Annotated in this window: 23 protein-coding genes; 10 read left to right on the top strand and 13 right to left on the bottom strand. The window is 64.6% G+C overall.

Translation table 11 applies throughout. The features are described 5' to 3' along the window. Positions 1-162 precede the first annotated feature (162 nt). Positions 163-4,941 (top strand): apolipoprotein A-IV repeat region-like domain-containing protein, encoded by a 4,779-nt coding sequence (locus JKL46_RS04570; RefSeq protein ID WP_201830225.1) that lies wholly within the window; start codon positions 163-165, stop codon positions 4,939-4,941. A gap of 315 nt (positions 4,942-5,256) precedes the next feature. On the opposite strand, the gene JKL46_RS04565 is transcribed toward JKL46_RS04570, so the two are convergent. From JKL46_RS04565 to JKL46_RS04550, 4 genes are read right to left on the bottom strand one after another with little or no spacing between them, the layout of a single operon-like run. Continuing rightward, a complete protein-coding gene (locus JKL46_RS04565; RefSeq protein ID WP_343074014.1) occupies positions 5,257-5,913 on the bottom strand; it encodes an ABC-type transport auxiliary lipoprotein family protein in 657 nt (218 codons plus the stop codon). A 24-nt stretch (positions 5,914-5,937) separates the two neighbouring features. Continuing rightward, the gene (locus tag JKL46_RS04560) at positions 5,938-7,515 is read right to left on the bottom strand and encodes an MlaD family protein (protein WP_201830223.1); all 1,578 of its coding nucleotides are present in this window, start codon (positions 7,513-7,515) and stop codon (positions 5,938-5,940) included. 2 nt (positions 7,516-7,517) lie between these two features. Further along, complete coding sequence (locus JKL46_RS04555; protein ID WP_201830275.1) at positions 7,518-8,324, bottom strand: ABC transporter ATP-binding protein; 807 nt, start codon at positions 8,322-8,324, stop codon at positions 7,518-7,520. A 4-nt stretch (positions 8,325-8,328) separates the two neighbouring features. Further along, positions 8,329-9,477 (bottom strand): MlaE family lipid ABC transporter permease subunit, encoded by a 1,149-nt coding sequence (locus JKL46_RS04550; protein WP_201830222.1) that lies wholly within the window; start codon positions 9,475-9,477, stop codon positions 8,329-8,331. A 79-nt stretch (positions 9,478-9,556) separates the two neighbouring features. On the opposite strand from JKL46_RS04550, the gene dgcA reads away from it, so the two are divergent. Continuing rightward, positions 9,557-10,540, top strand: a complete 984-nt coding sequence (gene dgcA / locus JKL46_RS04545) for an N-acetyl-D-Glu racemase DgcA (RefSeq protein WP_201830221.1) — start codon at positions 9,557-9,559, stop codon at positions 10,538-10,540. A 71-nt stretch (positions 10,541-10,611) separates the two neighbouring features. On the opposite strand, the gene JKL46_RS04540 is transcribed toward dgcA, so the two are convergent. Further along, positions 10,612-11,805 (bottom strand): MFS transporter, encoded by a 1,194-nt coding sequence (locus tag JKL46_RS04540; RefSeq protein ID WP_201830220.1) that lies wholly within the window; start codon positions 11,803-11,805, stop codon positions 10,612-10,614. A 157-nt stretch (positions 11,806-11,962) separates the two neighbouring features. Between JKL46_RS04540 and JKL46_RS36550 the strand changes: the two genes are divergently transcribed. Beyond that, positions 11,963-12,463, top strand: coding sequence for a hypothetical protein (locus tag JKL46_RS36550; RefSeq protein WP_201830219.1), 501 nt, complete (start codon positions 11,963-11,965; stop codon positions 12,461-12,463). A gap of 5 nt (positions 12,464-12,468) precedes the next feature. On the opposite strand, the gene JKL46_RS04530 is transcribed toward JKL46_RS36550, so the two are convergent. Together JKL46_RS04530 and JKL46_RS04525 are read right to left on the bottom strand one after the other, a co-directional pair. Beyond that, complete coding sequence (locus tag JKL46_RS04530) at positions 12,469-13,476, bottom strand: glycosyltransferase family 4 protein (RefSeq protein ID WP_201830218.1); 1,008 nt, start codon at positions 13,474-13,476, stop codon at positions 12,469-12,471. Next, on the bottom strand, positions 13,476-14,291 hold the full coding sequence (locus JKL46_RS04525; RefSeq protein WP_201830217.1) for a UDP-2,3-diacylglucosamine diphosphatase: 816 nt from the start codon (positions 14,289-14,291) through the stop codon (positions 13,476-13,478). Before JKL46_RS04525 ends, JKL46_RS04530 begins: the two co-directional genes overlap by 1 nt. A 183-nt stretch (positions 14,292-14,474) precedes the next feature. On the opposite strand from JKL46_RS04525, the gene JKL46_RS04520 reads away from it, so the two are divergent. From JKL46_RS04520 to JKL46_RS04510, 3 genes are all read left to right on the top strand, one after another. Then, positions 14,475-14,732: a CBU_0592 family membrane protein gene (locus JKL46_RS04520; protein WP_201830216.1), complete on the top strand. Its 258-nt coding sequence runs from the start codon at positions 14,475-14,477 to the stop codon at positions 14,730-14,732. A 111-nt stretch (positions 14,733-14,843) separates the two neighbouring features. After that, positions 14,844-15,776, top strand: a complete 933-nt coding sequence (locus tag JKL46_RS04515; protein WP_201830215.1) for an EamA family transporter — start codon at positions 14,844-14,846, stop codon at positions 15,774-15,776. A 106-nt stretch (positions 15,777-15,882) separates the two neighbouring features. Next, on the top strand, positions 15,883-16,500 hold the full coding sequence (locus tag JKL46_RS04510; RefSeq protein WP_201830214.1) for a helix-turn-helix domain-containing protein: 618 nt from the start codon (positions 15,883-15,885) through the stop codon (positions 16,498-16,500). A gap of 163 nt (positions 16,501-16,663) precedes the next feature. Here the strand turns inward: JKL46_RS04510 and JKL46_RS04505 are convergent, their stop codons facing one another. The 6 genes from JKL46_RS04505 to uraH all read right to left on the bottom strand — a co-directional run bounded on the left by JKL46_RS04505 (position 16,664) and on the right by uraH (position 21,089). Beyond that, positions 16,664-17,599 (bottom strand): c-type cytochrome, encoded by a 936-nt coding sequence (locus JKL46_RS04505; RefSeq protein ID WP_201830213.1) that lies wholly within the window; start codon positions 17,597-17,599, stop codon positions 16,664-16,666. Between the two features lie 59 nt (positions 17,600-17,658). Then, positions 17,659-18,096, bottom strand: a complete 438-nt coding sequence (locus tag JKL46_RS04500) for a c-type cytochrome (RefSeq protein ID WP_201830212.1) — start codon at positions 18,094-18,096, stop codon at positions 17,659-17,661. Between the two features lie 131 nt (positions 18,097-18,227). Continuing rightward, positions 18,228-18,542 carry a rhodanese-like domain-containing protein gene (locus tag JKL46_RS04495; RefSeq protein ID WP_201830211.1) on the bottom strand — a complete coding sequence of 105 codons (315 nt, stop codon included), beginning with the start codon at positions 18,540-18,542 and terminating at the stop codon, positions 18,228-18,230. Positions 18,543-18,768: 226 nt separating this feature from the next. Continuing rightward, positions 18,769-19,215 carry a peptidoglycan-binding protein LysM gene (lysM, locus tag JKL46_RS04490; protein WP_099511264.1) on the bottom strand — a complete coding sequence of 149 codons (447 nt, stop codon included), beginning with the start codon at positions 19,213-19,215 and terminating at the stop codon, positions 18,769-18,771. A gap of 76 nt (positions 19,216-19,291) precedes the next feature. Further along, complete coding sequence (puuE, locus tag JKL46_RS04485) at positions 19,292-20,734, bottom strand: allantoinase PuuE (protein WP_201830210.1); 1,443 nt, start codon at positions 20,732-20,734, stop codon at positions 19,292-19,294. Position 20,735: 1 nt separating this feature from the next. Continuing rightward, a complete protein-coding gene (uraH, locus tag JKL46_RS04480) occupies positions 20,736-21,089 on the bottom strand; it encodes a hydroxyisourate hydrolase (protein WP_201830209.1) in 354 nt (117 codons plus the stop codon). A gap of 211 nt (positions 21,090-21,300) precedes the next feature. On the opposite strand from uraH, the gene JKL46_RS04475 reads away from it, so the two are divergent. From JKL46_RS04475 to JKL46_RS04460, 4 genes are all read left to right on the top strand, one after another. After that, positions 21,301-22,527: a urate hydroxylase PuuD gene (locus JKL46_RS04475; protein WP_201830208.1), complete on the top strand. Its 1,227-nt coding sequence runs from the start codon at positions 21,301-21,303 to the stop codon at positions 22,525-22,527. 45 nt (positions 22,528-22,572) lie between these two features. Beyond that, a complete protein-coding gene (locus tag JKL46_RS04470; RefSeq protein ID WP_201830207.1) occupies positions 22,573-23,007 on the top strand; it encodes a GlcG/HbpS family heme-binding protein in 435 nt (144 codons plus the stop codon). A gap of 172 nt (positions 23,008-23,179) precedes the next feature. Next, positions 23,180-24,766, top strand: coding sequence for a peptide ABC transporter substrate-binding protein (locus JKL46_RS04465; protein WP_201830206.1), 1,587 nt, complete (start codon positions 23,180-23,182; stop codon positions 24,764-24,766). An 85-nt stretch (positions 24,767-24,851) separates the two neighbouring features. Beyond that, positions 24,852-25,772: an ABC transporter permease subunit gene (locus JKL46_RS04460; RefSeq protein ID WP_201830205.1), complete on the top strand. Its 921-nt coding sequence runs from the start codon at positions 24,852-24,854 to the stop codon at positions 25,770-25,772. The last annotated feature ends 3 nt before the right edge of the window (positions 25,773-25,775 follow it).

The raw sequence follows: 25,775 nt of genomic DNA, 5'->3' as shown, positions 1-25,775 counted from the left end.
GGTTTCCTTGTTTCAGATCGGCCGCTAGAGTTGCTTGGTAAATGACAGATTACCGTGCGGAAAACCCATAGGGCGATCCGTACCGGCTGAGGCCACGCATTCACCTTGCTTTTCGTGGAATGAGGCGGCCTCACCATCACAGTTGCGTCACGAGGGCGGATCATGGCGACCGAGAACAAGAAGATGAAGGACCCGGCGGAGGCAGCCCTTTCGGCTGTCGAGCAGGCGCTCAACCTTGACGAGACATTCGTCATCCATACGCCCGAGCGCTCCGGGGGCAAACCTTCGTTCGAAGAGCCCAAGCTGCCGGATATCGACGATCACGACTTCACCAAGGGGCCCTTCGGCCTCGGCTCCGATTCCCTCTCCGCCCAGGCCGACGATCACGATCCGCGGCTCGACGATCTGCATCGCGGCTTCGTCGCGCCCGACCGGAACTCCGTCGCCAACGATGACCGCCAGAATGTGGGCGTGATGCTCCAGGCGCTGCAGGTCCGCCCGTCCCGCCGCGCTTACTGGCTCGCAACCCTCGCCTCCCTGCTCTGGCTCGGCGGCGTCGGCGCACTGGTCTACCTGCAGGGCATCACCACGCCCGAGCAGCTGCTGGCCACCTTCTCGATGTCGCAGCTGGCGCTGGGCGCGGTCGGTCTCATCGCCCCCCTCTTCCTGTTCTATATCGCTGCGATGCTGACCGTCCGCTCGCAGGAGATGAAGCTGGTCGCCCGCGCCGTCGGCGAGGTCGCCGTGCGCCTGGCCCAGCCCGAGAACTTCTCCACCGATGCGGTCCTGTCCGTCTCGCAGGCGGTGCGCCGTGAAGTCGCGGCCGTGGGCGATGGCGTCGAGCGGGCGCTCGCCCGTGCCGGTGAGCTCGAGACCCTCGTGCGCAGCGAGATCTCGACCCTGGAGCGCGCCTATTCCGACAACGAAATCCGCATCCGCTCGCTGATCGACGAGCTGGTCGCTCAGCGCGAGGCCATCGTCTCGAACGCGGAGCGCGTGCGCGGCTCCATCACAGGCGTTCACCAGAACCTGATCCAGGATCTCGACGGCGCCAGCGAGCGCGTCGTCTCCGCCGTCAGCGGCGCCGGCGACAAGGTCACCGCCTCGCTCGAAAAGCAGGGCGACCACATCACCCAGGCCCTCGGCCGCGCCGGCGAGCGCGTCGTCGAGGAGATGGCGAGCCGCGGCGTCGAGCTGGTCGAGCGTCTTGCGGGCTCCAGCGACGAGATCAAGAACGGCATCTCCGAAGTCGGCACCACCATCACGAGCGCCCTCGAGGGCAAGGCGCAGGACATCACCGGCGCCTTCGAGCGTACCGGCGACCTTCTGACCCGCCACCTGCAGGATGGCGCGAGCCAAGTCACGCGCACTCTGGCCGAAACCGGCCGCGGCGTGATCGACGCCCTCGCCCAGCAGGGCAACGACGTCCGCGAGGCATTCGAACAGACGGCCCGCACCCTGGAGGACAGCTTCACCCAGCGCGGCGCTGAGATCACCGAGAAGCTTGCCGCCACCGGCGGCGTGATCGCCGACGACATCTCCGCGCGCACCGCCGAGATGCGCGACCAGATCGCGGCGGCCGGCACCTCCGTGAGCGAGGAGATCGTGTCCCGCGGCACCGAGATGCGCGAGGCGCTTTCCACCACCGGCGCGACGCTGGTCCAGGAACTCTCCACGAGCGGCGACAGCCTGCGCGAGGAATTCGCCCTCACCGCCGGTACCCTGATCAACGAGCTGTCGAACCGCGGCGCCACGCTGCGCGAGCAGCTTTCCACCACCGGCAACGGCGTCGTCGACGAGATCGTTCTGCGCGGCAACGAATTCCGCGAGCGGCTTGCAGCGACCGCAGCGGACGTCACCCGGGAGATCGGCCAGCGCGGCGGCGAAGTGCGCGAGCAGCTGGAAGGCGCGGTCCGCATGGCCGACGAGTCCATCGGCACCCGTGTCGAGGATCTCGCCACCCGCCTCGAAACGGCGAGCCAGCGCGTCAGCGAATCCGTCACCGTCCAGGGCGAGGCGCTAGAGAGCAGCCTCAACCAGACCGGCGAGCGGCTCTCGTCGCTTCTCGGCGGTCATGTCACGGATTTCCGCAGCGCCTTCGAAACCCGCGGCCAGGAATTTTCGGACACCCTCTCCCGTCACACCGACGATGCACAGACGCGTCTTGCCAGCGTCGCCAAGGATATCGTGCTCGCGATCGCGACCCAGGGCTCGCGCGTGAACGAGGCGCTCAACCGCACGGCCGAGACATTGTCGACAACAGTCGACAGCCGCACCCGCGAGATGGAGGAAACCCTCGGCGCCCGCCTCGCTACCCTGGAGGACGTCACCAGCCGCGGCAGCGAGGTCGCCGACCGCATCTCCCGCGACGTGGGCAGCATGACCGAGACGATCACCGGCAGCCTCGAGGAGATGAACCGCCTGATCACCGTGCAGGGCCGCACCGTCGCCGAATCCTTCACCGAGCGGGCCCGCGACGCGGCGACTGCCATCGAGACGCAGCTCACCGCGCTCGAAGAGCATGCATCCCGCCGCACATCGGAGATCACGGTCAATTTCGACACCATCGTCGAGCGCGTCGACAGCGTTCTTGCCGCCCGGTCGACCGCCCTCAACGAAGCCCTCGTGGTGCGCACCGGCGAGATGGCCCGGGTCATGGCCGAAGGCGGACGCGATGTGGCGACCTCGCTCCAGGCCCGCGTGGATGAGATCAGCCAGGCGATTGCGGCCAGGACCAACACCATCGCCGACACCCTCGCCTCGAAGGCCGAGCAGATCGGCCAGTCGCTCGACGGCCGCATCACCTCGATCAACGATCTGCTGGGCACCCGCGCGGACGAGATCTCGGAAAACCTCGGCGCCCGTGCGTTCGAGATCAACCAGACGCTCGGCACCCGTGCGGAAGAGATCGCCGCAGCCCTCGACCACAGTGTCACGATGCTCGAGGACCGGGTCGTCAACCGCCTCAGCGGCGTTGCCGAGACCATCGACGAGCGCGGCCAGACGGTTCTCGGCTCGCTCACGAGCCGCATCGGCGAGATCCGCTCGATCTTCGACACGGAAGGCGCGTCGCTCATCGAAAACCTCGGCACCCGCAGCGAGACGATCGGGCGCGAGGTCGCGGCGATCAGCGAGACCACCCTGCGCGACCTGGAAGAGCGCAGCAATGCGGTCATCGGCAGCCTGCAGGATCGCAGTGGCACGATGCTGTCTACGCTCCAGCAGCGCGCGATGGAACTGACCGCTGCCTATCTGCAGTCGACGCAGGCCGTGCGCACCGCTGTTGACGAGGGCACCGAGCGGACGGTCGAAGCGCTCACGGGCGCCAACGACCGCCTGCGCGGTGAACTCACCGACGTGCTCGGACGCCTGAGCGACGCCAACCAGCTGCTTCAGCAGGTTGCAGCCTCCGCCAGCACCAATCTCGGCGCGGTCGAGGACGGGCTGGCCGGACGCGTCACCCATATCGAAACGCTCCTCTCGGAGATCGCCACACAGACGGGCCGCGCCTCCGACCAGGTGGCCGATCAGGTCGATGCCCTGCGCAGCGCCTCGACCGGCGCCATCCAGCAAGCATTGGAACTCACCCAGAGCCTCGAGGAGCGCGGCCGCGCGCTCACCGACACGACCGGCGAGCAGATGCGCACGCTTGTCGAGGCCACTGCCGCTCTCGAGCGCGTCGAAACGCGCATGAACGAGGCGCTCGCCGGCCGTCAGCAGGCTCTGGATGCGCTTCTCGGCCGTATCAACGACCGCTCGCAGGATCTGGAATCCGTCACCCGCTCCTTCACGTCCCTTCTCGAGAACTCCCTCCAGAACGTGGAGGCCAAGGCGAGCCAGATCGGCTCCATTCTCTCCGCCGCGGCCGAGACGACCACCAGCGCCATCGGCGAGCAGTTCGAGCGCATCCGCACCACCACCGGTGAGGAAAGCGAGAAGACGGCAGCTGCCCTGCGCACCGGCTACGAGAAGGCAGCAGCGGAGATGACGGACGCGCTCGGCAGTGCGTCGGCAAAGTTCCGCGACACGATGGGCGAGCTGCGCGGCATGACCGGCCAGATCCAGCGCGAGCTGGAAGCCACCCGCGCCGAACTGCGCCGCGGTGTCGTCGAGCTGCCGCAGGAGACCCAGGAGACCACGGCCAACATGCGCCGCGTCGTCGCCGATCAGATCAAGGCCCTCAACGAGCTCTCCGCTCTGGTCTCCCGCTCGAACCGCATGGTCGATGCGGCTCCGGCCGCCCCGCCCCGCAAGGCTGCGGTGAACGAGACGCCGGTCGCCGCCACCATGGCGGCCGTCGCCGCCGCCGTCGAACAGCGCATCGCCCAGACACCGGCTCCCGCCCCCGCTCCGACGGTTGCCCGCCAGGCGGAGCCGAAGCCTGCTCCTGCTCCGGTCCCCGTACCCGCCCCGGCCCCGGCGCCTGCACGACAGGCAGCGCCGGCTGCCGAGCGGCCGGCTCCCCGCCGGGAGGAAGCGCCTGCCCGCGAGGCCGGTGCCCGTGGCGGCTGGCTGTCGGATCTGCTGAACCGGGCCTCGCGCGAGGAAACGGCGGAGCCAGCCCGCCCCGCCGGCCGGCCTGACCGCACCAAGACCAACAGCCTCGAGTCACTCGATTCGATCTCCGTCGACATCGCGCGCATGATCGATCATGACGCCGCGCTGGAGCTCTGGGACCGCTATCGCCGTGGCGAGAGCAACGTGTTCACCCGGCGCCTCTATACCCTTCAGGGTCAGCAGACCTTCGACGAGATCCGCCGCAAGTATCGCCGCGACGAGGAGTTCCGCCAGACGGTGGACCGCTATGTCGAGGAGTTCGAGCGCCTGCTCGCCGAAGTCTCCCGCGACGACCGCGACTCCATGCTGACGAAGACCTACCTCACCTCGGAAACCGGCAAGGTCTACACCATGCTGGCTCACGCGAGCGGCCGGTTCGACTGATCGGATCGGGGTTCAACCGGAACATGAAAAACGCGGCCTTCGGGCCGCGTTTTTTGTTGGAGTGAAAAGCAAAGCGAAACGTGTCATTCCCGGGAGGACGCGCAGCGGAGGGGAAGGGAATCCATAACGACAGCGCCTAATCGTGGATCCCCTTCCCGGCCTGCGGCCGCCGGGGATGACACGCACCACGTCATAGCCGGCCTTGTGCCGGCCATCCCGATCGGAGAAACGCTGCGCATCATAGGAACGAGATCACCGGCACGAGGCCGGTGATGACGAAGAGCGTGTTCATGACTCGGTTAGCCTGAATCGGCCTCAAGCCGGCGGGCGCGGCTCGCTCATGGCGGTGCTCGGATCCTCACGCCGCGGCAGGTGGCTGCCGCTCACCCAGCGCACGATGTCGAGCATGACCACCGAGAGGGCCTCATCGAGGGCGCGAGCCGCGTTCGGAGCATCGACGGCACTCGCCGGCACGGCGGCGCGGAAGATGCGGCCATTCACGATGCGCCCGTCACGGTCGCTGACGATCTTCACGGAAATCTCGGCCACGGCCGCATTGTCGGGTGTCGCGATCTCGAACCGGCGCAGCTCGGAGATCAGCTGGACATCGGCCACCGCCCCGCTGCTCGGACGCGAGACGCCTCGCAGCTGAGAGGAATTCTCGAAGGTGTTGATCAGGCGCGTCTGTATCAGGCGAGGCAGGTTGTCGGCCCACTGCCCTCCTCCGATGAACGAGACCGAGCCGCTCGAATCCTTCACCAGAATCTGCTGGGTCGCGAGCTGCTGCAGGGCAGCAGGCTCGTTCACGAGCACCTGAACGCCGGCCGCGCCGCGGATGCGGGATGAAGGCGCCGAGAGATCGTAGGTCGCCGGCGCAGGCCCCGACGAGCAGGCGCCGGTCAAGGCAGCCAGAACCAGCACCGGCGCGAAACGCCGGAGCGGGAAGGCTCGGTCGGTTTGAGGGAGCAACACGGAGGATCCACGCATACTGGTTACTTAACGGCGTCCACTATACTCGGGGAGGTTCGAACGGCCACCGAAAAGAAACTGCTGTGGATTACGCTCGATGCTCCGTACGGCCCGGCTGATGTCTCCCAGGGTCCTGCGACCCTCAATCGCCAGAGCCTCATATTCCCGCAGCCCTGAATCCGTAAAGCGGCCAACGCCGGACAGGACGCCCTGGATGCCTTCGGTGCGCCGGTTCAGGTCGTCGGCAAGCTCGCGCACGGAGATTGCGGCGGCGCGGATCTCGTCGAAGGCCCCCTTGCCCGACTCGCCCGAGGCCGAACCGAGGAACTTCTCCGCCCCGATCAGGACGCTGTCGATGCGGTCGGCGGACTTGTTGAGCTTCTCCGTGATCGAGCGCGCCTCCTGGATCGCCTTGTCGATATCCGGACTCCGTTGGCTCAGGGTCTGGCTGAAGGTATCGAAACTGTCGACCGTCCGTCCGATCTTGGCCGGATCGATGGCCTTGGCGAGTTCGTCGATCTCGGCCACGGCGCTGTCGAGCTTCGGCGCAGTCTGATTGAGGGTCGCGATCAGGCTCGCGGCATCGCGCAGGGCATTGTTGATGACCTCGCGGTTCTGGCCCAGCGCCTGGGTGAAATTGTCCGTGTTCTCGACGATCCGGGACACGCGCTGACCGTCGATGGCGCTCGCCACCTCCTCGAACTTGTCGACGGTTCGGCCGACCTTCGCCGGATCGATGGCCTTGGCGATATTCGAGAGATCGCCCAATGCGCTATCCAGCTTCGGCGCCGACTCGTTGAGGCGCGCGACGAGGCTTTCGGCATTGCGCAGGGTGTTGGTGACGGCCTGGCGATTCTGCTCCAGGGACTGCGTGAAGCCCTCGACATTCTCGACGATGCGCGTGACGCGCTGCGGATCGACGGCGCGCACGATCGTATCGACGTTGGTCGCCAGGGTCTCGAGCTTCTCGGCCAGAGGGCCTACCTTCTCGGCCGCCTGGCCGATCTGGGCCAGGAAGCGGTCGATGCCTTCCGAATTCTCGCCGAGAGCCTGCGAGAAGCGCTCAACGTTCTGGATCGTCCGGCTGATGGCGCCCTCGTTGTCCGACACGACGCGACCCACCCGCTCGAGGACGTCGTCGGCCCGCCGCGCGATGTTGCGGGCTGTCTCGATCAGGTCCTGGAAATCGGAGCGATCGGCGAAGATCGTCGGCATGGGCTGGCCAGGTCCCGCGGCCAGGGGCGGCGCGCTGGGCTCGCCGCCCGAGAGGCCGATATTCGCGACGCCCGTCAGGCCCTGGTATTCCAGACGGGCCCGGGTATCGGCCCGGATCGGGGTGCGGCTGTCGACCTGGACGATGGCCACGACCCGGCGCGGGTCTTCCGGCAGCAGGCTGATATCGGTGACGTCGCCGACGCGCAGGCCGTTGAAGGACACGCTCGAGCCCTGGGAGAGGCCCGAGACCGAGCCCGAGAACACGATGCGGATGCTCTGGCGCGCCTGACCGCGCTCGCCACCGGAGAACCAGTAGACGAATCCGAACGCGGCCGCGATCACCGCCAGGGTGAAGAGGCCGATCAAGGCGTAATTTGCACGCGTTTCCATCGTTACCCTTGCGCGCCGCCGGCCATGACCGCGCGTGCCCGTTTCCCATGAAAGTAAGAGCGGAGCCACGGATGATCCGATTCGAGCATCGTCTCGATGGGACCTTCCGCGAGAATTTTTCCCTCGCCCAAAGCCGCGATCCGGTCGCAGACCGAATACAAGCTGTCGAGGTCATGGGTTACCATGAATACGGTCAGGCCTAAAGTCCGCTGTAACGTCGCAATAAGGTCGTCGAACTCCCCGGCGCCGATGGGGTCGAGGCCCGAAGTCGGCTCGTCGAGGAAAACAATATCCGGGTCGAGAGCGAGCGCCCGCGCCAGAGCCGCGCGCTTGATCATGCCGCCCGAAAGCTCGGAGGGAAGCTTGTCCGCAGCGTCCGGATTGAGTCCCACCATCTCGATCTTGAGCATGGCGATCTCGTCGAGCAGGCGGTCCGAGAGGTTCAGATATTCCCGCATCGGAACCTGGATGTTCTGCTTGACCGTCAGGGCCGAGAACAATGCCCCCTGCTGGAACAGCACGCCCCAGTGCCGCTCGAGCTGCCGGCGCTGTTCGACGGAAAGATCGTCCAGGTTCTGACCCAGCACCTCGATGGTGCCCGCCCGCTTGGGCACGAGCCCGAGGATGGCGCGTGTCAGCACCGACTTGCCCTGGCCGGAACCACCGACGAAACCTAAGATCTCGCCGCGGTAGACGTCGAGATCGAGACCCTTCAGGATCGTCCTCTCGCCGAATCCGACCTCGACCCCGCGCACGCGGATGATCACGTCGCGGTCCTTCGTCGGGTCGGTGTGGCGCCGTTCGAGCATCATCTCAGTAATTAATCGCTGCGAAGAACATGGCGAAGAGGCCATCGAGCACGATGACCATGAAGATCGCCTTTACGACCGAGGAGGTCACATGGCGGCCGAGCGACTCGGCGGACCCCTCGACGGCGAGCCCTTCCAAGGTCGCGATGATGCCGATGACCAGCGCCATGAAGGGCGCCTTGATCATGCCGACCAGGAAGGTGTTCAGGCTGACGGCGGCCCTGAGGCGGGTCAGGAAGATGTCGGGGCTGATGTCGCCGTAGATCCAGGTGGTCAGCCCGCCGCCCACGAGGGCTGCGATGGAGGAGATGAAGGTGAGCAGCGGCAGGCCGATCACCAGCGCCATGATGCGCGGAACGATGAGCACCTCGATGGGATCGAGCCCCATGACCCGCAGGGCGTCGATCTCCTCCCGCATCTTCATGGAGCCGATCTCCGCCGTGAAGGCCGAACCGGAACGGCCCGCAACCATGATGGATGTGAGCAGGACGCCCAATTCGCGCAACACGAGGATGCCGATCAGGTCGATGACGAAGGGCGTCGCCCCGAACTTGATCAGCTGGAAGATGCCCTGCTGCGAGACGATACAGCCGACCAGGAACGAGATCAGCACGATGATGGGCACGCCCCGGTAGGCGATCTGCTCCAGCTGGTTGATCACGGCCGTACCGCGGAAGCGGCCAGGATGGACGATGACCCGCACCAGTGCGGAGACGAGCTCGCCCAGGAAGCCGACGCCGCCGACGAGATCCTTGCCCGCGTCAACGACGGTTCTGCCCACATCGACGAAGAAATCGACCAGGCGGGAATGCCGGGGTCTCTGATCGCCCTGAAATTCCCGATAGGCCGTCTCTTCCATGAGGGTGGCCTGCTCGGGCGAGGCGTTGGCGATGTCCGCCTTGCCCTTGGCCGACAGCTCATGCCGGGTTCGGTTGAGGGTCCAGGCGCCGAGAGTGTCGAGCCGCTCGATGCCGCCCATATCGAAAATCAGGGGATAAGTCTCGACTTCCGAGGCGATCGCCTCGGCAACGGCCTCGACCCGTTCGGCATGGGGCGCCGTCCAAGGGCCGGACAGACGAACCGTCGTCTGCCCCTCGGCTCGCTCGATTGTCGCTTGCGGCTCGTGAGCCAAAGTGCTCTGCGCCACGATCATCCCTTCGGCACTGATTCCGTTTGGTGATAGCGTGTCGCTGCGCCACAAGTCGAGCCGTAGTTAACGAGAATCCGAGAGAATGCCCAAGCTCACAATCTCCATCGACCGTTTCCCCATCGCCGGAAAGTTCACCATCGCCCGCGGCTCCCGGACGGAGGCGGTGGTCGTCAAAGCCACGATCGAGGAAGCCGGCGCCATCGGCCACGGGGAATGCGTGCCTTATGCCCGCTACGGCGAGACGGTCGAGGGGGTCGCAGCCGCCATCGAAGCCGTCCGGCCCAAAATCGAGACCGGGCTAACCCGCGAGGCACTCCAGGACCTGATGCCGCCGGGAGCTGCCCGCAATGCAGTGGACTGCGCCCTGTGGGATCTCGACGCCAAGCGCTCCGGCATCCGCGCCTCTGTCACGGCGGGCCTGACCCGCTGGCCGCCGGCCACCACCGCCTACACGATCAGCCTCGACACCCCGGAGGGCATGGCGGAAGCCACGGCAAAGGCGGCCGAGCGGCCGATCCTGAAGGTGAAGTTCGGCGCACCGGACGGCGATATCGAGCGCATCAGGGCGGTCCGCCGCGCCGCGCCTCAGGCGACGCTGATCGCGGATGCCAACGAGGGCTGGACCGAGGCGAATATCGAGGCTCATCTCGCGGCCTGCGCCGAGGAGGGCTACGCGCTCGTGGAGCAGCCCCTGCCCGCTCAAGGCGATTCCTATCTCGGCCGCATCGAGCGGCCCGTTCCGATCCTGGCCGACGAGAGCGTGCACGACCGGGCTAACCTCGACCGTCTGGTCGGCCTCTATGACGTGGTCAACATCAAGCTCGACAAGACCGGCGGACTAACGGAAGCGCTGGCCTTGGCCGATGCGGCGGAGGCAAAGGGTTTCTCCCTCATGATCGGCTGCATGGTGGGAACCTCGCTGGCGATGGCGCCGGCCCTGGTGCTCGCACCCCGCGCCCGCTTCGTCGATCTCGACGGCCCCCTCCTGCTCGCCAGGGACAGGGAGCCTGGCCTGCGCTACGACGGCAGCATCGTCTATCCGCCGGAGCCAGCTCTCTGGGGCTAGAGCATCGGACCCAAAAGTGGACACCACTTTTGGGATCCATTCGATGCTCAATCTTTTGGGCAGCGCATCGTTCAGGGCGGAAAACCGGAACCACTTTTCCGCACGATGCGCTGATTCTTCTGAAGCCGGACGACCACGAGCATCAGCACAAATCCGATGGCGCCCAAGGGCGCCATCGCGGCGAAGACCCCTGCCCCCGCCTCGCTGTAGATCATGCCGCTGACGATCGTGGAGGCTGCCGTGGTGAGTGCGGCTAGAGAGCCGTAGATGCCCTGCGCCCGTCCCCGCGCCTTCATGGGCGCAAGTGCCGCGAGGGCCGCCATGGTTCCGATATGTGTGGCGGCGAAGGACAGGCTGTGCATCGCCTGGAGCACGAACATGAGCTCGGTGCCCGGCTGCAGCGACATGATCGTGAAGCGGATCACGGCCGCACCTGAGCCGATCAGGATCAGGCCGACGCCCGAGCTGCGGCCCACATGCCGGCCGAGATAGAGGAAGACCAGGATCTCCGCGATCACGCCGGCGGCCCAGAAATAGCCGATGACCGCATCCGAGAAGCCGATGGAGCGCCAATAGATGCTGGCGAAGGCGTTGAGCGCGCCGTGGCTCCCTTGCGTCAACGCTCCTGCGATCAGCACCAGCCAGAGGACCTGCGGTAGTTTCGGGGATTCGCTCTCCGTCGGGCCGGGTTCCTGGCTCACGGGCTCGGGAGCTCCTGCAGGTACGGCGACCAGCGTCGCGCCGATTCCGAGGATCGGGATGAGGGTCAGGGCCACGATCACGACATTGGGCCCGAAGGCTCCGACGAGATAGCCGCCGACGATATTGGTGATGAAGAACGCCACCGACCCGGCGCCCCGGATCCGGCCATAGTTCAGGCCGGGATGCCGCTGGACCGCATTGGTCGAAACGAGATCGTTGCCCGGGATGATGCAGGATTGCGCCACGGCCACGAGCGCGACAAGGACGACGATGGCGATGCTGCCATCGGCGAGCAGGAACAGGGGAAAGCCGATGAGCTGGCCGAAATGGCTCGCGAGCAGAAGCCGCCGCGCACCGACCGACCGGTCGGCGAGGCTCAGGAGCGGCGCGGTCGCCAGGATTCGCACGATGATCGGGATGGCGACCACGAGCCCGATGAGCGTCGGCGACAGGGACTTGCTCTGCAGCCACAGGGGAAAGAACGGCAGGTAGATTCCGTGGCTGGTGAAGCTGGCGGCCTGCAATGCACCCAGACGGAGTTCGAGAGCTTTGTGCGGATGCATCGGGAACGGGTCTTCTGGCGTCACATAGGAGGTTAAAAAGAGCAAGAACGCGGTGCACGACTCCCCTTGAAAGCCTTGCAGGGGTTGAGCTTGCCCGCGCTTTGCACACATCTGTTGGAGACGGGAATCAAGCCCGGCAGAGATGGATGTCGTTACCATGCCCGATGAAGAGACCGACGTCACGTTCGGCGACCTGGATTTCGACGCCATCGAGACAGCCGTCATGGAGACAGCCCGCGGCCGCTGGTTCCTGAAGGAATATGCAAGGCGCAACCGCCATGCGGACACGCAGACGATCCTCGAGGCCGTGGAACGGCTCAAGGAGCCGGTGGTCGATGAGAAGGCCGTCGCGCGGCTCCGATCCGATCTCGAGGAGATGGCCGTCGCCATCCGACAGACCAGGGAAGCCATACGCTCCTTCCCCATGATCGACGGCAATGATCCCTCGAGCGCTCCGTCGGAGGCCGAACTTCAGGCGGCCGCAGAGCAAAGGATCAGGCATATGGTCCTGACCTTCCAATACCTGGAACGGCACGTCCGGGCGATGATCGCCCTCTGCGATGCGAAGGCCGGACAGGCAGAGAATGCATCGGAACCAAGCCCTTTCGAGGGTGAGAAGGCCCGGCATCTCCATCCGCACCCCGCTTTCCTGATGTAGGCGATCTATGCTTCCGCGTGGGCTACCTCGATGTTCGAGAAGAACTGCCGCGCGCTCTCGTGCCAGGTGAAGGTCTCGCCGTAGGCGCGGCACTTGTCCCTGGGAAGCGCGAGCGCTGCGAGAGCGGCCTGCCTCAGATCCCGATCCAGGATGCCGCAGCCCGAGGCGCCGATTACATCGAGCGGGCCGGTGACCGGGAAGGCGGCGATTGGCAGGCCGGAGGCAAGAGCTTCCAGAAGGACAATGCCAAAGGTATCAGTGAGGCTCGGGAACACGAACACGTCGGCCGACGCATAGACCCGCGCCAGGTCCTCGCCCGATAGGGCGCCGAGGAAGCGGGTCTCCGGGTATCTCCGCTCCAGATCATCGCGGGACGGCCCGTCGCCGACGATCACCTTCGTGCCGGGCAGGTCGAGGCTCAGGAAGGCCTCGAGGTTCTTCTCCACCGCCACCCGCCCGACATAGAGGAAGACCGGCGATGCAGCGTCCAGCACCCGCTCGCGCCTCGGCCGGAACAGGCTCGTATCCACGCCCCGGGTCCAGCGCATGATGTTCTGAAAGCCTCGACCGGTCAGTTCCCGCTCGAGGGAGGGGGTGCTGACCATCATGGCGCGCGCGGCCCGATGGAACCGCTTGAGGGCCCTGTAGGACCAGGCTTCGGGAATCCTCGTGCGGGCCGCGACATATTCGGGGAAGCGAGTGTGATAGCTCGTCGTGAAGGCCCGCCCCTCGCGGGCGCATGCGAGGCGCGTCGCCAGCCCGATCGGACCCTCGGTCGCGATGTGAATATGGGTGGGCCTCATCGCCTCGAGATGGCGGGCGACGGAAGACTGCCACACCAGGGACAGGCGGATTTCCGGATAGGTCGGCATGGGCAGGGAGCGGAAGCGTTCCGGCGTCAGGAAGATCACTTCGGCGCCGAAATGCGGCGCCTCGTCCGCCATATGCTCGAGGGAGCGCACCACGCCATTGACCTGCGGGCGCCACGCGTCGGTCGCGATCAGAAGACGCATCAGGCCGCTCTCTCGCTGATCTCAGCCTCGACGAGGGTCGGGGATACCACGGCCACCGGCTTCGCCTCCGCCCAACGGATCAGCTCGAAGGTCCCGTCGTAATGTTCGACCACGGCCGTGCAGGATTCGACCCAGTCGCCGGTGTTCACATAGGCGATGCCGGAGAACTGGTCGTGCATGATCGCGTGATGGATATGACCGCAGATGACGCCGTCGGCCCCCTGGCGCTGGGCCTCGGCGGCCAGGAGCTCCTCGAAGCGGCTGATGTAGTTCACTGCGTTCTTGACCTTCAGCTTGGCCCAGGACGAGAGCGACCAATAGGTCAGGCCGAGGCGCCGGCGCACCATGTTGAGATAGGTGTTGACGAGCAGGGCCGCCGAGTAGGCTCCGTCGCCGAGAAGCGCGAGCCAGCGGGCGTGGCGGACCACGAGATCGAACTGGTCGCCATGGATCACGAGGTAGCGCTTGCCGTTCGCAGCCTCGTGCAGGGCGTAATCCGAAAGCTCGATGCCTCCGAGATTGACGCCGATGTAGTCGCGCAGGAACTCGTCGTGGTTGCCCGGAAGGTAGATGAGACGCGCCCCCTTTCGGACCTTGCGCAGGAGCTTCTGCACCACGTCGTTATGGGCCTGTGGCCAGTAAAAGCCCGATTTCAGCTTCCAGCCGTCGACGATGTCGCCGACCAGATAGATCGTGTCGGCATCGTAGACCTTGAGGAATTCCAGCAGCGCACCCGCCTGGCACCCCTTGGTGCCGAGGTGAAGGTCCGACAGGAACAATGTCCTTACGCGCACAGCATTCGCTTCCTGAGCCATGGGCTCCTCCGACGGGCTTGCTGAACAAACCAAAACCGGATTCGCGTCTCGTCCCCATGACGGTTTTCCTGCAGATTTGTGACGGCAGGCCGCAGCCGACCCTCCGCAGGTGAGGCAAAAGCCCGCTTTCAAGAGCAAAAGATTTGCCCTACAGGCTCCGCAGCGGATCGCGCGGAGATCGTGATGAACCTACCTGACCTCGTCGGGCTGATCGGGGTGGCGGCCTATTTGTCCGCCTATGGGCTGCTGCAGCTCGGCACCTTGAAAGTCGAGGACAATCGCTATGCGCTTCTCAACGCGTTGGGCGCATTGCTGATTCTCTATTCGCTGCTGTTCGACTTCAATCTGGCGTCTTTCGTGACCCAATCGGCCTGGCTGGTCCTGACGGCGATCGGCTACATACGCTCCCACATCAAGCGTTCGAGGGCGGTTCAATCCTGAGCCTATGCGTCCGACGCAGGGGCTTTGGCACCGATTAGGGGTTCACGGGGCGGCCCGTCCGTGATTGGTTGCGTTCCTCAAAGCGACGCCAGCCGTGAAAATCCATTTCCCGTGAAACCTCTTCTGGGGATCTCCCTCAAAGTCATATCCGCCGTCGTCTTCACGATGATGTCGGCGACCCTCAAGACGCTCACCGTCCGCTATCCCGTCGGAGAGATCGTGTTCTTCCGCTGCGCCTTCGCGCTGCTGCCGCTGCTGCTCTGGCTGAAATGGCAGGGGGATCTCATCAATGCGGTGCGCACGAAGAATGTGGCCGGGCATTTCAAGCGCGGCTTCATCGGCACGAGCGCCATGTATCTCGGCTTTGCCGCCCTCTCCTACCTGCCCCTGCACGATGCCATCGCCATCGGCTACGCCTCGCCGCTCATCGCCGTGATCCTGGCGGCGCTTCTTCTCAAGGAGACGGTGCGGGCCTATCGGTGGACGGCGGTGGGCATCGGCTTCGTCGGCGTCCTGATCATGCTGTCGCCCTACCTGAAGCTCGGGACGTTTGGCGGAGAACTGAATGCGGGCCCGACCATCGGAGCCATGTTCGCCTTCGCCGGAGCCTTCTGCTCCGCCGGAGCCATGATCCAGGTCAGGCGCCTGACGGAGACGGAAAAGACCGGCGCCATCGTCTTCTACTTCTTCCTCATGGCCGCCGGTCTGTCGCTCTGCACCATCCCCCTGGGCTGGCACATGCCGGATGCCATGGACCTCGCCCTGTTCATACTCGTCGGCATCCTGGGCGGCGTCGGCCAGATCCTGGTGACCCAGTCCTACCGCTTTGCCGATACCTCGGTGATCGCGCCCTTCGAATACACCACCATGATCTGGGCGCTGCTGTTCGGCTGGTTCCTCTTCGACGACCTGCCGACCGTCGCCGTTCTGGTCGGCGCCGCCATCGTCGCCGCCACCGGCCTGTTCATCGTCTGGCGCGAGCACAGCCTCGGCCTCCTGCGGACCAAGGAATTGCAGGCAACGCCCCAAAGGCCGGGCGTCTGATCCCGAAAAGGCGGCCCCTACTCCTCTCCGGCGCTTGACCCGTCCTGTCGATTACCCCACAACCGTTTTGAGGAACGAGCGTACGTTTTCCAGAACAGAGGCAGTCATGGGCGTCGAGGGCAAAGAACGGAGCCGGGACCTGGAAACGGGTGCGCAGGTTCTCTCCGGCAACATGGGCAAGACCATTCAGCGTCTGCGCAAGGCCTACAACCTGTCCCTGTCGGAGCTGGCCGAGCAGTCCGGCGTCGCTAAATCGATCATCAGCCAGATCGAACGCAACGAGACGAACCCGACGCTCGCCACCATCTGGCGCCTGAGCCAGGCCCTGGACGTCTCGATCGAGCGTGTTCTGGCCTCGGGCGACGAAGAGCCCTTCATCGACAAGTCGTCCAAGGCGGATACCCCTATCCTCGTCTCCGAGGACGGCAAGATGCGCCTCGCCATCATCGGCTGGCTCAAGACCATCGAATGGCTGCAATGGTACGACGTGCAGTCCGAGCCTGGCGGCGTGCTCGATTCCGACAGCCACCAGCGCGGCTCGGTCGAGTGCCTGTCCGTGCTCGAGGGCGAGTTCGAGGTCGAGGTCGGCGGGGTCGTGCAGCAGGCCAAGTCCGGCGAGAGCCTGCGCTACCGCTGCGATCGCCCCCATTCCGTGCGCTGCGTCGGCACCACGCCCGGCCGCGCCACCATGGTCTGCATCCTCAAAGCGGCGGTGATGGATTGAGGTCGTTCAAGTGGCGCCTGCGTCCTTATAGAACTCTGCATGTCATGGCCGGGCTTGTCCCGGCCATCCCGGTCCGAAAAGCGCCGCGCCTCACCGCATCGGGATCACCGGCCCAAGGCCGGTGATGACGTGAAAGGGCGTGCTTATTCTCGCACGCCCCTAACTATTCAGGCTTCTTGAACCCCACCCTTGGCGGCAGGGACAGCAGGTACTCCGCCATGGCCTGACGATCGGCGTCGGGGAGTTGAGCCGTGTTGCCGACGACTGCGCCCATCGGGCCGCCGACGGTGTCGAAATTGGGCGTTTCGCCGGTCTTCAGCACGGTCGCCACTTCCTCTGGGCTCCATCCGCCGATCCCGGTCGGATGCGGCGTGATGTTGGGCACGGTGCCCCTGCCGCCCTCGGGATCCGGGCCACCCGCAAAGCGGCGATCCTCGACGATGGCGCCCGCAAAATTGCGCTCGCTGTGGCACTCGGCGCAATGGCCCGGCCCGTTCACGAGGAAGGCGCCCCGGTTCCAGCTCGCGGGCTTCGACGGATCGGGCCGGAAGACCTGACCGTCCAGGAAGGCCAGCTTCCAGAGGCCGACGCCGCGGCGGATGTTGAAGGGGAACGGCAATTCATGATCCGGGGCTTTCCCTTCGACCACAGGGAGGGTCTGCATGAAGGCGAAGAGGTCGCCGAGATCCTCAGGGCTCATCCGCTGGTAGCTGGCATAGGGAAAGGCCGGATAATAATGGCGCCCGTCCGGAGACACGCCCTCGCGCATGGCGCGGATGAAATCGGCCTGCGTCCAGGAGCCGATGCCGTCCTGCTTGTGCGGCGAGATATTGGGAACGTGGAAGGTGCCGAACGGGGATTTCAGGGCATAGCCCCCGCCGAGGCGGAGCTTGTCGGCCTGATTGGGAACCGCGTGGCAGGAGGTGCAGCCTCCGGCGAAGAACAGAACGCGGCCGTTCTCCACGTTCGGCGTGCGGCCAGCAGCGGCAGCGGCGGGTTCCGGACGGATGAGGCGATAGGCCGAGGGCGATGTCAGGGCCAGGAATCCGATCACGCCGAGAACCGCCAGGGCAACCAGCCCGATGAGCGCCTTACGCATTCGCTGTTCTCCAAATGAAACGGGCGGCCGAAAGGCCGCCCCTTCCTCATAACCTCAGATCAGGAACTCTTCTTGCGGAACTCGTTGTGGCAGGTTCCGCAATTCTGAAGCACCTTCGGCATTTCCGCCTTGAACGAGGCCTCATCCTTGATGTTGGCCATGGCGGTCTGGGCGTCCTGGCTCATCTTGTTGCCGATCGACTCGAACTTGGCCTTGTTCTCCCAGATCGTCGGCAGGGCCTCCGTCTTCGGCGCGTCCTTCGAGTTCTCGGGAAAGAGGGTTACGAACGTCTTGGGGTTTTCCGCAAAGACCTTCAACCCGGCCTGGACTTTCGCGAGATCGAAAGGCTCCTGACCCCGCATCATGGCGCCGACAGGCCGCGTCTGCGCGGCCATCTCCTTCATGAGGTTCTGGCGCTGCTCGACGACATTGCTCTGGGCGATGGCGGCAGTCACTCCGAAGGCCACGAGGCCTGTGACGAAAAGTGTACGCTTCATATGTTCTCCCCTATGGGCGCGATTCGACGGTGTTCCTGCAAACCGTCGTCAGCGGGCCGGCATTAGCGCACAAGTCCTTAAGCTTGAGCACTACACTTTAGAACAAATCTATGTGAAGTGCTGCCGGTTCCCTATTCGATCGGCTCGCCTGCGGCCGCCCAGTCCTTGAAGCCGCCTTTGTAATGCTCGCGGATATCGAGACCGGCTCCCTGCGCGGCCTGGAGGGCCCTGACCGAGCGGACTCCGGCGGCGCAGGAGAACACGACCCGCTTGCCCTGCGGCAATGCGGCGGGATCGAAGGTCGACAGGGGATGGGACACGGCTCCCGGAATGTGCCCGGCGGCAAATTCGTTCGGCTCGCGCACGTCCAGAACGAGCGAGCCTTCGCGAAGCCCCTGCTTGACGGCCTCGCGGTCGAGATCGATGACCTTCGGCGCTTCACTCATGAAAAATCCTCCCTGCGATAGCCGTTCATATCGGCTTCGCAGGGAGGAACGCAATCTAACCCTAGCGGCAGTCCCATAAAACTCGAACCTCATCCTGAGGAGGTCGCGCAGCGACCGTCTCGAAGGAGCATCCAGTACTCTCTGGAGACGCCCTCGTCCTTCGAGACGCCGCCTACGGCGGCCCTCAGGATGAGGGCTAGGGTGGATGGCCTTTACGAGTAGACTCTCACGCCAGCGGCGGGATTCGCAGCACCCAGCCCGGCTGGATCAGGTCGGGATCCTTGACCGGCGGTGAATTGGCTTTGACGATCTCCGTGTATTTCGCGCCCTTGCCCTTGCCGTAATGCTTCTCGGCGATCTCCCAGAGGGTATCGCCCTTCTGCACCGTGTACATGGTCGAGGGCGACGAAGGCTGCTGGACCTTCAGCTCGGACGTGTCGACTTCGGCCACGCCATAGGTGTTGCCGAGGGAGAGAATGATCTTCTCGGCCTCCTCCTGGTTGGTGGCTTGGCCGGAGAGCTTCACCTTGTCGCCCTCGACCTGGATTCCGAGCTTCGTCGCATCGAACCCGTGACCCTGAACCTCCTGCTGCAGCTTCTCGGGAGTTGCGGCAGCGGCGCTTCCGCCGAAGATCTTGGCGCCTGCTTCCTTGATGAACTTGAACAGACCCATGTCGTCCTCCTCTGTTCCACCTGGCATGTGATAGCCAAGCTGTGATGAAGACGCGTGGTCGTGCCAACGGTTCCGCTCAGGCCAGGTTCGAGAAGACGTCGGCGAGCGACGGCAGACGATCCTTGAGCCGGAGCAGCGCGATGAGTTCGATCTGCACGACGGCGGTCTCGAACTCCTGGTCGGTCTCGTGGTCGAGCCTCTCCTCGAACGCCTCCAGGATCTCGTCCTTGGAGCGTCCCTTCACCGCCATGATGAAGGGAAAGCCGAATTTCTGCTTGTAGGAATCGTTGAGCTTCAGGAACCGGTCGCGCTCCTCCGGGGTGAGCCGGTCGAGCCCGGCGGAGGATTGCTCGCCGCGTGAATCGTCGGTGAGATCGGCAAGCTTCAGGCGCCCGGCGAGATCGGGATGGGCGTTGATGAGCGCGAGCTTCTGCTCGTGCGTCGCCTCGGAGAGCACCTTCACCATGGCGGCGTGAAGCCCCTCGGCACTATCCTGCCCGTTAGTGAGACCGGCATCGTAGGTGCGCTCGGCGATCCAGGGCGAATGCTCGAAGATGTCGCCGAAGAGCTCAACGAACAGCACCCGGTTCATGGTGCTGGGCTTCAGATCGACAGGACGATGGCTTCGGATCCAGTGCCGGGCGATGTCGACGCGCCTCGCGACCCAGACGTTCTCGTGGGAGGCGACGTAATCGAGGAAGCGGGCGAGCGCCGCGGCGCGTCCGGGACGGCCAACGAGACGGCAATGGAGCCCGACCGAGAGCATCTTCGGCGCGGTCTCGCCTTCCGCGTAGAGCGTGTCGAAACTGTCCTTCAGATAGGCGAAGAACTGGTCGCCGGAATTGAAGCCCTGCGGCGTGCCGAAGCGCATGTCGTTGGCGTCGAGCGTGTAGGGCACGATCAATTGCTGCCTATCGCCGTGCTGCTCCCAGTAAGGCAGTTCGTCCGCATAGGAATCGGCGCTGTAGAGAAAGCCGCCTTCCTCGGCGACGAGGCGGTTGGTGTGCTCGGAGGTGCGGCCCGTATACCAGCCGAGCGGGCGCTCGCCCGTCACCTCGGTGTGGATGCGGATCGCCTCGCTCATGTGGGCTTTCTCTTCCTCAGCGGAGAAGTCCCGGTAGTCGATCCATTTAAGGCCGTGGCTGGCGATCTCCCAATCGGCTTCCCTCATGGCGGCGACCGCTTCCGGGTTGCGCTTCAGGGCCGTGGCGACGCCATAGATCGTGACCGGCATGCCGCGCTCGGTGAACATCCGCCACAGGCGCCAGAAGCCGGCGCGGGAGCCGTATTCGTAGATCGACTCCATGCTCATGTGCCGCTGGCCGAGCCAGGGTTGAGCGCCGACGATCTCCGACAGGAACGCTTCCGAGGCGCGGTCGCCGTGGAGAATGTTGTTCTCGCCGCCCTCTTCGTAGTTGATCACGAACTGGACGCAGATCCGCGCGTCGTTCGGCCAATGCGGATGCGGCGGGTTGCGGCCATAGCCGACGAGGTCGCGGGGATAGGAGGTCTCGGTCACTTCAGCTTCCTCGATATGTGGAATAGCTCCAGGGCGAAACGAGGAGCGGCACATGGTAATGCCCGTCGGGCTCGGCGATGGTGAAGCGGATCGGCACCACATCGAGGAACGGCGGATCGGCAGCGGCCGTGCCTACGGATCGGAAATAGGCACCGACCTCGAAGACGAGCTCGTAAGTGCCGGTGCGAAACGCATTGCCGATCATCAGCGGCGCATCGGTGCGGCCATCGGCATTGGTGGCGGTCTTCACCACCGAACGGCGCTTTCCGCCATCGATGGCGAAAAGCTCGACGGCGACGCCCTTGGCGGGCTTTCCGTTGGCGGTATCGAGAACGTGGGTGGACAGGCGTCCCATGGAACCTCGTGCGGGGATGGAGGCGGATCGGATAGTCCCTGAAATCTGTCGGGCCGATGTCCCCCGCGTCAAGCCGCATCCGCAGAACAGCCCGCCAAAGGGCCGGCTTTTCGAGATCGACTTCCTGTTGAAAAAGCGCGGAACCGGGCCTTCCGCAAATGGTATCATCGCCCTACGGTAAGCGCTCTTTATACATCGCCCAAGGACCTGCATGATCGACCCGCAGATTTCCGAGTGGATCAGCCAGATCATCCGCTGGACCCACGTGATCACAGCCATCGCCTGGATCGGCTCGTCCTTCTACTTCATTCACCTGGATCTCAGCCTGAAGAAGCGGGAGGGGTTGCCGGAAGGCGTCGGCGGCGAGGCCTGGCAGGTCCATGGCGGCGGGTTCTACAACATGCGCAAGTACCTCGTTGCGCCGCCCGAGATGCCGAAGGAGCTGACCTGGTTCAAATGGGAGAGCTACGCCACCTGGATCAGCGGCTTCTTCCTCATCGTCTGGGTCTATTATCTCCACGCCGATCTCTACACCATCGATCCCTCCGTGCGGGCGCTCGAGCCCTGGCAGGCATCGGTCATCGGCATCGGCGGCCTCGCGGTCAGCTGGTTCGTCTATGAGGGGCTGTGCCGTTCGCCGCTCGGCAAGAACGGCATCGTGCTCGGCGTCGCGCTCTTCGTCTATATCCTGCTCGCGGCATACGCTTTTACGCAGGTGTTCAACGGCCGCGCCGCGTATCTTCATACCGGTGCGATGATTGCCACCTGGATGTCGGCCAGCGTCTTCTTCATCATCATCCCGAACCAGAAGAAGGTAGTCGCCGAGCTGCTGGCCGGCCGCTCGCCCGATCCGAAGCTCGGCAAGGAAGCGAAGCTCCGCTCGACCCACAACAACTACCTGACGCTTCCGGTCATCTTCCTGATGCTGTCGAACCATTATCCGCTCGCCTGGCAGTCGCGCTATGCGGTGGCCATCATCGGGCTGATCGTGATCGCCGGCGCCGTCATCCGGCACTTCTTCAACTCGCAGCATGCGGGCAAGGGTTCGCCCATGTGGACATGGGCCGTTGCCGCGCTCTGCCTCTGGACGGCGATCTGGCTCTCGATCATCGGCAAGCCCGGCTATGCCAACCTGTCGAGCGCTCCCCCCGCCGCGACGCCGGCTTTGGTCAGGGCGTCCTTCGACGAGGCGGTACTCACCATCCAGTCCCGCTGCTCCATGTGCCACGCGGCCGAGCCGGTCTGGGAGGGCATCGTCACCGCGCCGAAGGGCGTGCGCCTCGACACGCCGGAGGAGATCGCGCGCCATGCGGAGGTCATCCGCATCCAGAGCGTGCTCACCCACGCCATGCCGCCGAACAACGTCACCGACATGACCCTGGACGAACGCAGGGCTGTGGCGACCTGGCTGGCGGCGAAGGACACCGCCACGCGCTGAACGGCTGCGCCCACCGTCAATCATCATATTATATGGAGGAATAGAATGACCGATCTGAACCTGGAAACCGCCCAGAAAATCGCTGCCGCCACGCTCAAGACGGCCCGCGAAAAATCCTTCAAGCCGCTTGCGGTGGTCGTCTACGACGCCCGCGGCGCTCTCAAGGCTCTCCTCGCCGAGGACGGCACGAGTCTCAAGCGGGCTGAGATCGCCATGGGCAAGGCCTATGGTGCCCTGGCTCTCGGCGTCGGAACGCGCGCCCTGCACAAGATGGCGGTCGACCGGCCCTATTTCGTCGCCTCCGCCACCCATGCGGTCGGCGGCCAGCTCGTACCCGTTCCCGGCGGGGTTCTGATCAAGGACGCCCAGGGCGCGACACTGGGCTCCGTGGGCGTTTCGGGCGACACTTCCGATAACGATGAAATCGCCGCCGCGGGCGGGATCGAGGCCGCCGGACTGGTCTTCGACACGGGGGCCTGAGGCCCCCAAATATAATCAAGTCTTTGTTATTGCAGGTTTCTCTAAAATTTTCGGATAGTACTGGACATAAACAGTTGATTGATCAACAAATGGGGCAAGGTTACTGCCCTACCCGGCTTTAGCCGAGATAATTCCAAAACCCAGAGATAAAACCAGAAAGGGAACGCGTCCGATGTCATCATGGATCAAACGCACGGCTCTCGCTGCCGTCGCCACGGCCGCTCTTATCAGCGCCGCGTCGGCTCAGGTCGTCTATAACCGCGCCAATTCCGGCGAACCCGAGACCCTCGACACCCACAAGACCTCGACCGTGCAGGAAGCGCACATCCTGCGCGACATGCTCGAAGGCCTCGTCACCTACAGCGCCAAGGGCGAAGCGGTTCCGGGCCAGGCCGAGAAGTGGGAAGTCAGCGACGACGGCAAGACCTATCGCTTTACGCTGCGCAATGGCCTGAAATGGTCGAACGGCGATCCGATCACGGCCGAAGACTTCGTCTATTCCTATCGCCGCATCATGGATCCGGCGACGGGCGCGAAATACGCTAACATCCTCTACCCGATCAAGAACGCCGAGAAGATCAACAAGGGCCAGGGCAAGCCCGAGGAACTCGGAGTGAAGGCCGTCGACGCCAAGACCGTCGAGATCACCCTCGAGTCACCGACCCCCTATTTCATCGAGCTGCTGACCCACCAGACCAGCCTTCCCGTCCACAAGGCCTCGGTCGAGAAGTTCGGCAAGGACTTCGTGAAGCCGGGCAACATGGTGACGAACGGCGCCTACAAGCTCGTCGAGTTCGTGCCGAACTCCCACATCAAGCTCGCCAAGAACGAGAACTACTACGACGCGAAGAACGTCCAGATCGACACCGTCAATTACTTCCCGACCCCGGACTTCGCCGCGATGGTCCGCCGCTATGAAGCCGGCGAGCTCGACACCACCGACGACGTGCCGGCCGACCAGATGAAGTCGCTCAAGGAGCGCTTCAAGGATCAGGTCCGCCTCGGCCCGTATCTCGGCACCTGGTACCTCGTCGTGAACTCCTCCAAGGCCCCCTTCAACGACGTGAAGGTGCGCCAGGCCCTCTCCATGCTGGTCGACCGGGAATTCGTCGCCGAGCAGATCTGGGGCCAGACCATGCAGCCGGGCTACTCGTTCATGCCTCCGGGCGTGGGCAATTACGGCGAACCGGCCTACATGAGCTACAAGGACCAGTCGCCGATCGACCGCGAGGACGCCGCCAAGAAGCTCCTGACGGAAGCAGGCTTCGGCCCCGGCAAGCCGCTGAAGGTCGAGATCCGTTACAACACCACGGACAACAACCGGAATTCGGTCATCGCCATCTCCGAGCAGTGGAAGCAGGCCGGCATCGAGACCTCCTTCATCAACACGGACGGCAAGACCCACTTCGCCCATCTGCGTGACGGCGGCGACTTCGACGTGGCCCGCTACGGCTGGATCGCCGATTATTCGGATCCGAACAACTTCCTGTTCCTGCTCAAGAGCGACAACAAGGGCTTCAACTACGGCAAGTACAACAATCCGGAGTTCGACAAGCTGCTCGACGGCGCCGCCAAGGAGCTCGATCTCAAGAAGCGTGCCGACATGCTCAAGCAGGCCGAGGCGATCCTCATGAAGGACATGCCCTGGATCCCGATCATGTACTACGGCAAGAGCAACCTGATCTCGCCGAAGATCAAGGGCTTCGTCCAGAACACCCGGGGCGTCTATCCGACGCGGTATCTGTCGAAGACACAGTAAAAATAATTCTGATAAGGGGGGCGGTCTGCTTGTCAGGCCGCCCTATTCTTTTACTGTTATGCTGTAGCAGCAGGAGGAGCTATCCGTGCTCTCCTTCATCATTCGCCGTTTCCTATCGGCCATCCCTACCCTTTTCATCATCATCACGATCTCGTTCTTCCTGATCCGGCTCGCCCCAGGCGGACCGTTCGATCTGGAGAGGCCTCTCGAGGCCAAGGTGATGGAAAACCTCAACCGGATCTATCAGCTCGACAAGCCGCTGATCCAGCAATACTGGCTCTATCTCGGCGCCGTCATGCGGGGCGATTTCGGTCCCTCCTTCATCCTGCGGGACTTCTCCGTGGCTGAGCTCTTCGCCCGCGGCCTGCCGATCTCGATGACGCTGGGCGCGCTCGCCTTGTCCTTCGCCGTCATCGTGGGCGGGACGCTCGGCGCCATCGCCGCCATGCGCCAGAACAGCACCGTCGACTATCTCGTCACGGGCATGGGTGCGCTCGGCCTGACCATCCCGAACTTCGTGGTGGCGCCGATCTTCCAGATCGTCTTCGGCTTGACGCTGGCCTGGCTGCCGGTCGCGGGCTGGGCCAACGGCAACCTGCGCAACCTCATCCTGCCCGTGCTGGTGCTGGCCCTGCCGCAAATCGCGGTCGTCTCGCGCATGACCCGCGCGGCGATGATCGAGAACCTGCGCTCCAACCACATCCGCACCCTGCGCTCGCTCGGCCTGCCCACACGGGTCGTCGTGATCCACGCCCTGCGCGGCGCCGCCCTGCCCGTGGTGTCCTATCTCGGTCCCGCGGCGGCCGCCCTGCTCACCGGTTCGGTGGTGGTCGAAACCATCTTCGGTCTGCCGGGCATCGGACGCTACTTCGTCGAAGGGGCGCTCAACCGCGACTACACGCTCGTCATGGGCACGGTCGTCGTTGTGGCCGTCTTCGTTCTGCTCTTCAACCTCGTGGTCGATATTCTCTACGCCCTTATCGATCCGCGCATTCGCTACGAGTGAGAT

This window comes from Microvirga zambiensis WSM3693 (genome assembly GCF_016735695.1).
Taxonomy (GTDB): domain Bacteria; phylum Pseudomonadota; class Alphaproteobacteria; order Rhizobiales; family Beijerinckiaceae; genus Microvirga; species Microvirga zambiensis.
The sequence above is the reverse complement of the archived record's forward strand: the minus strand, read 5'-3'. Positions and strand labels throughout refer to the sequence as shown.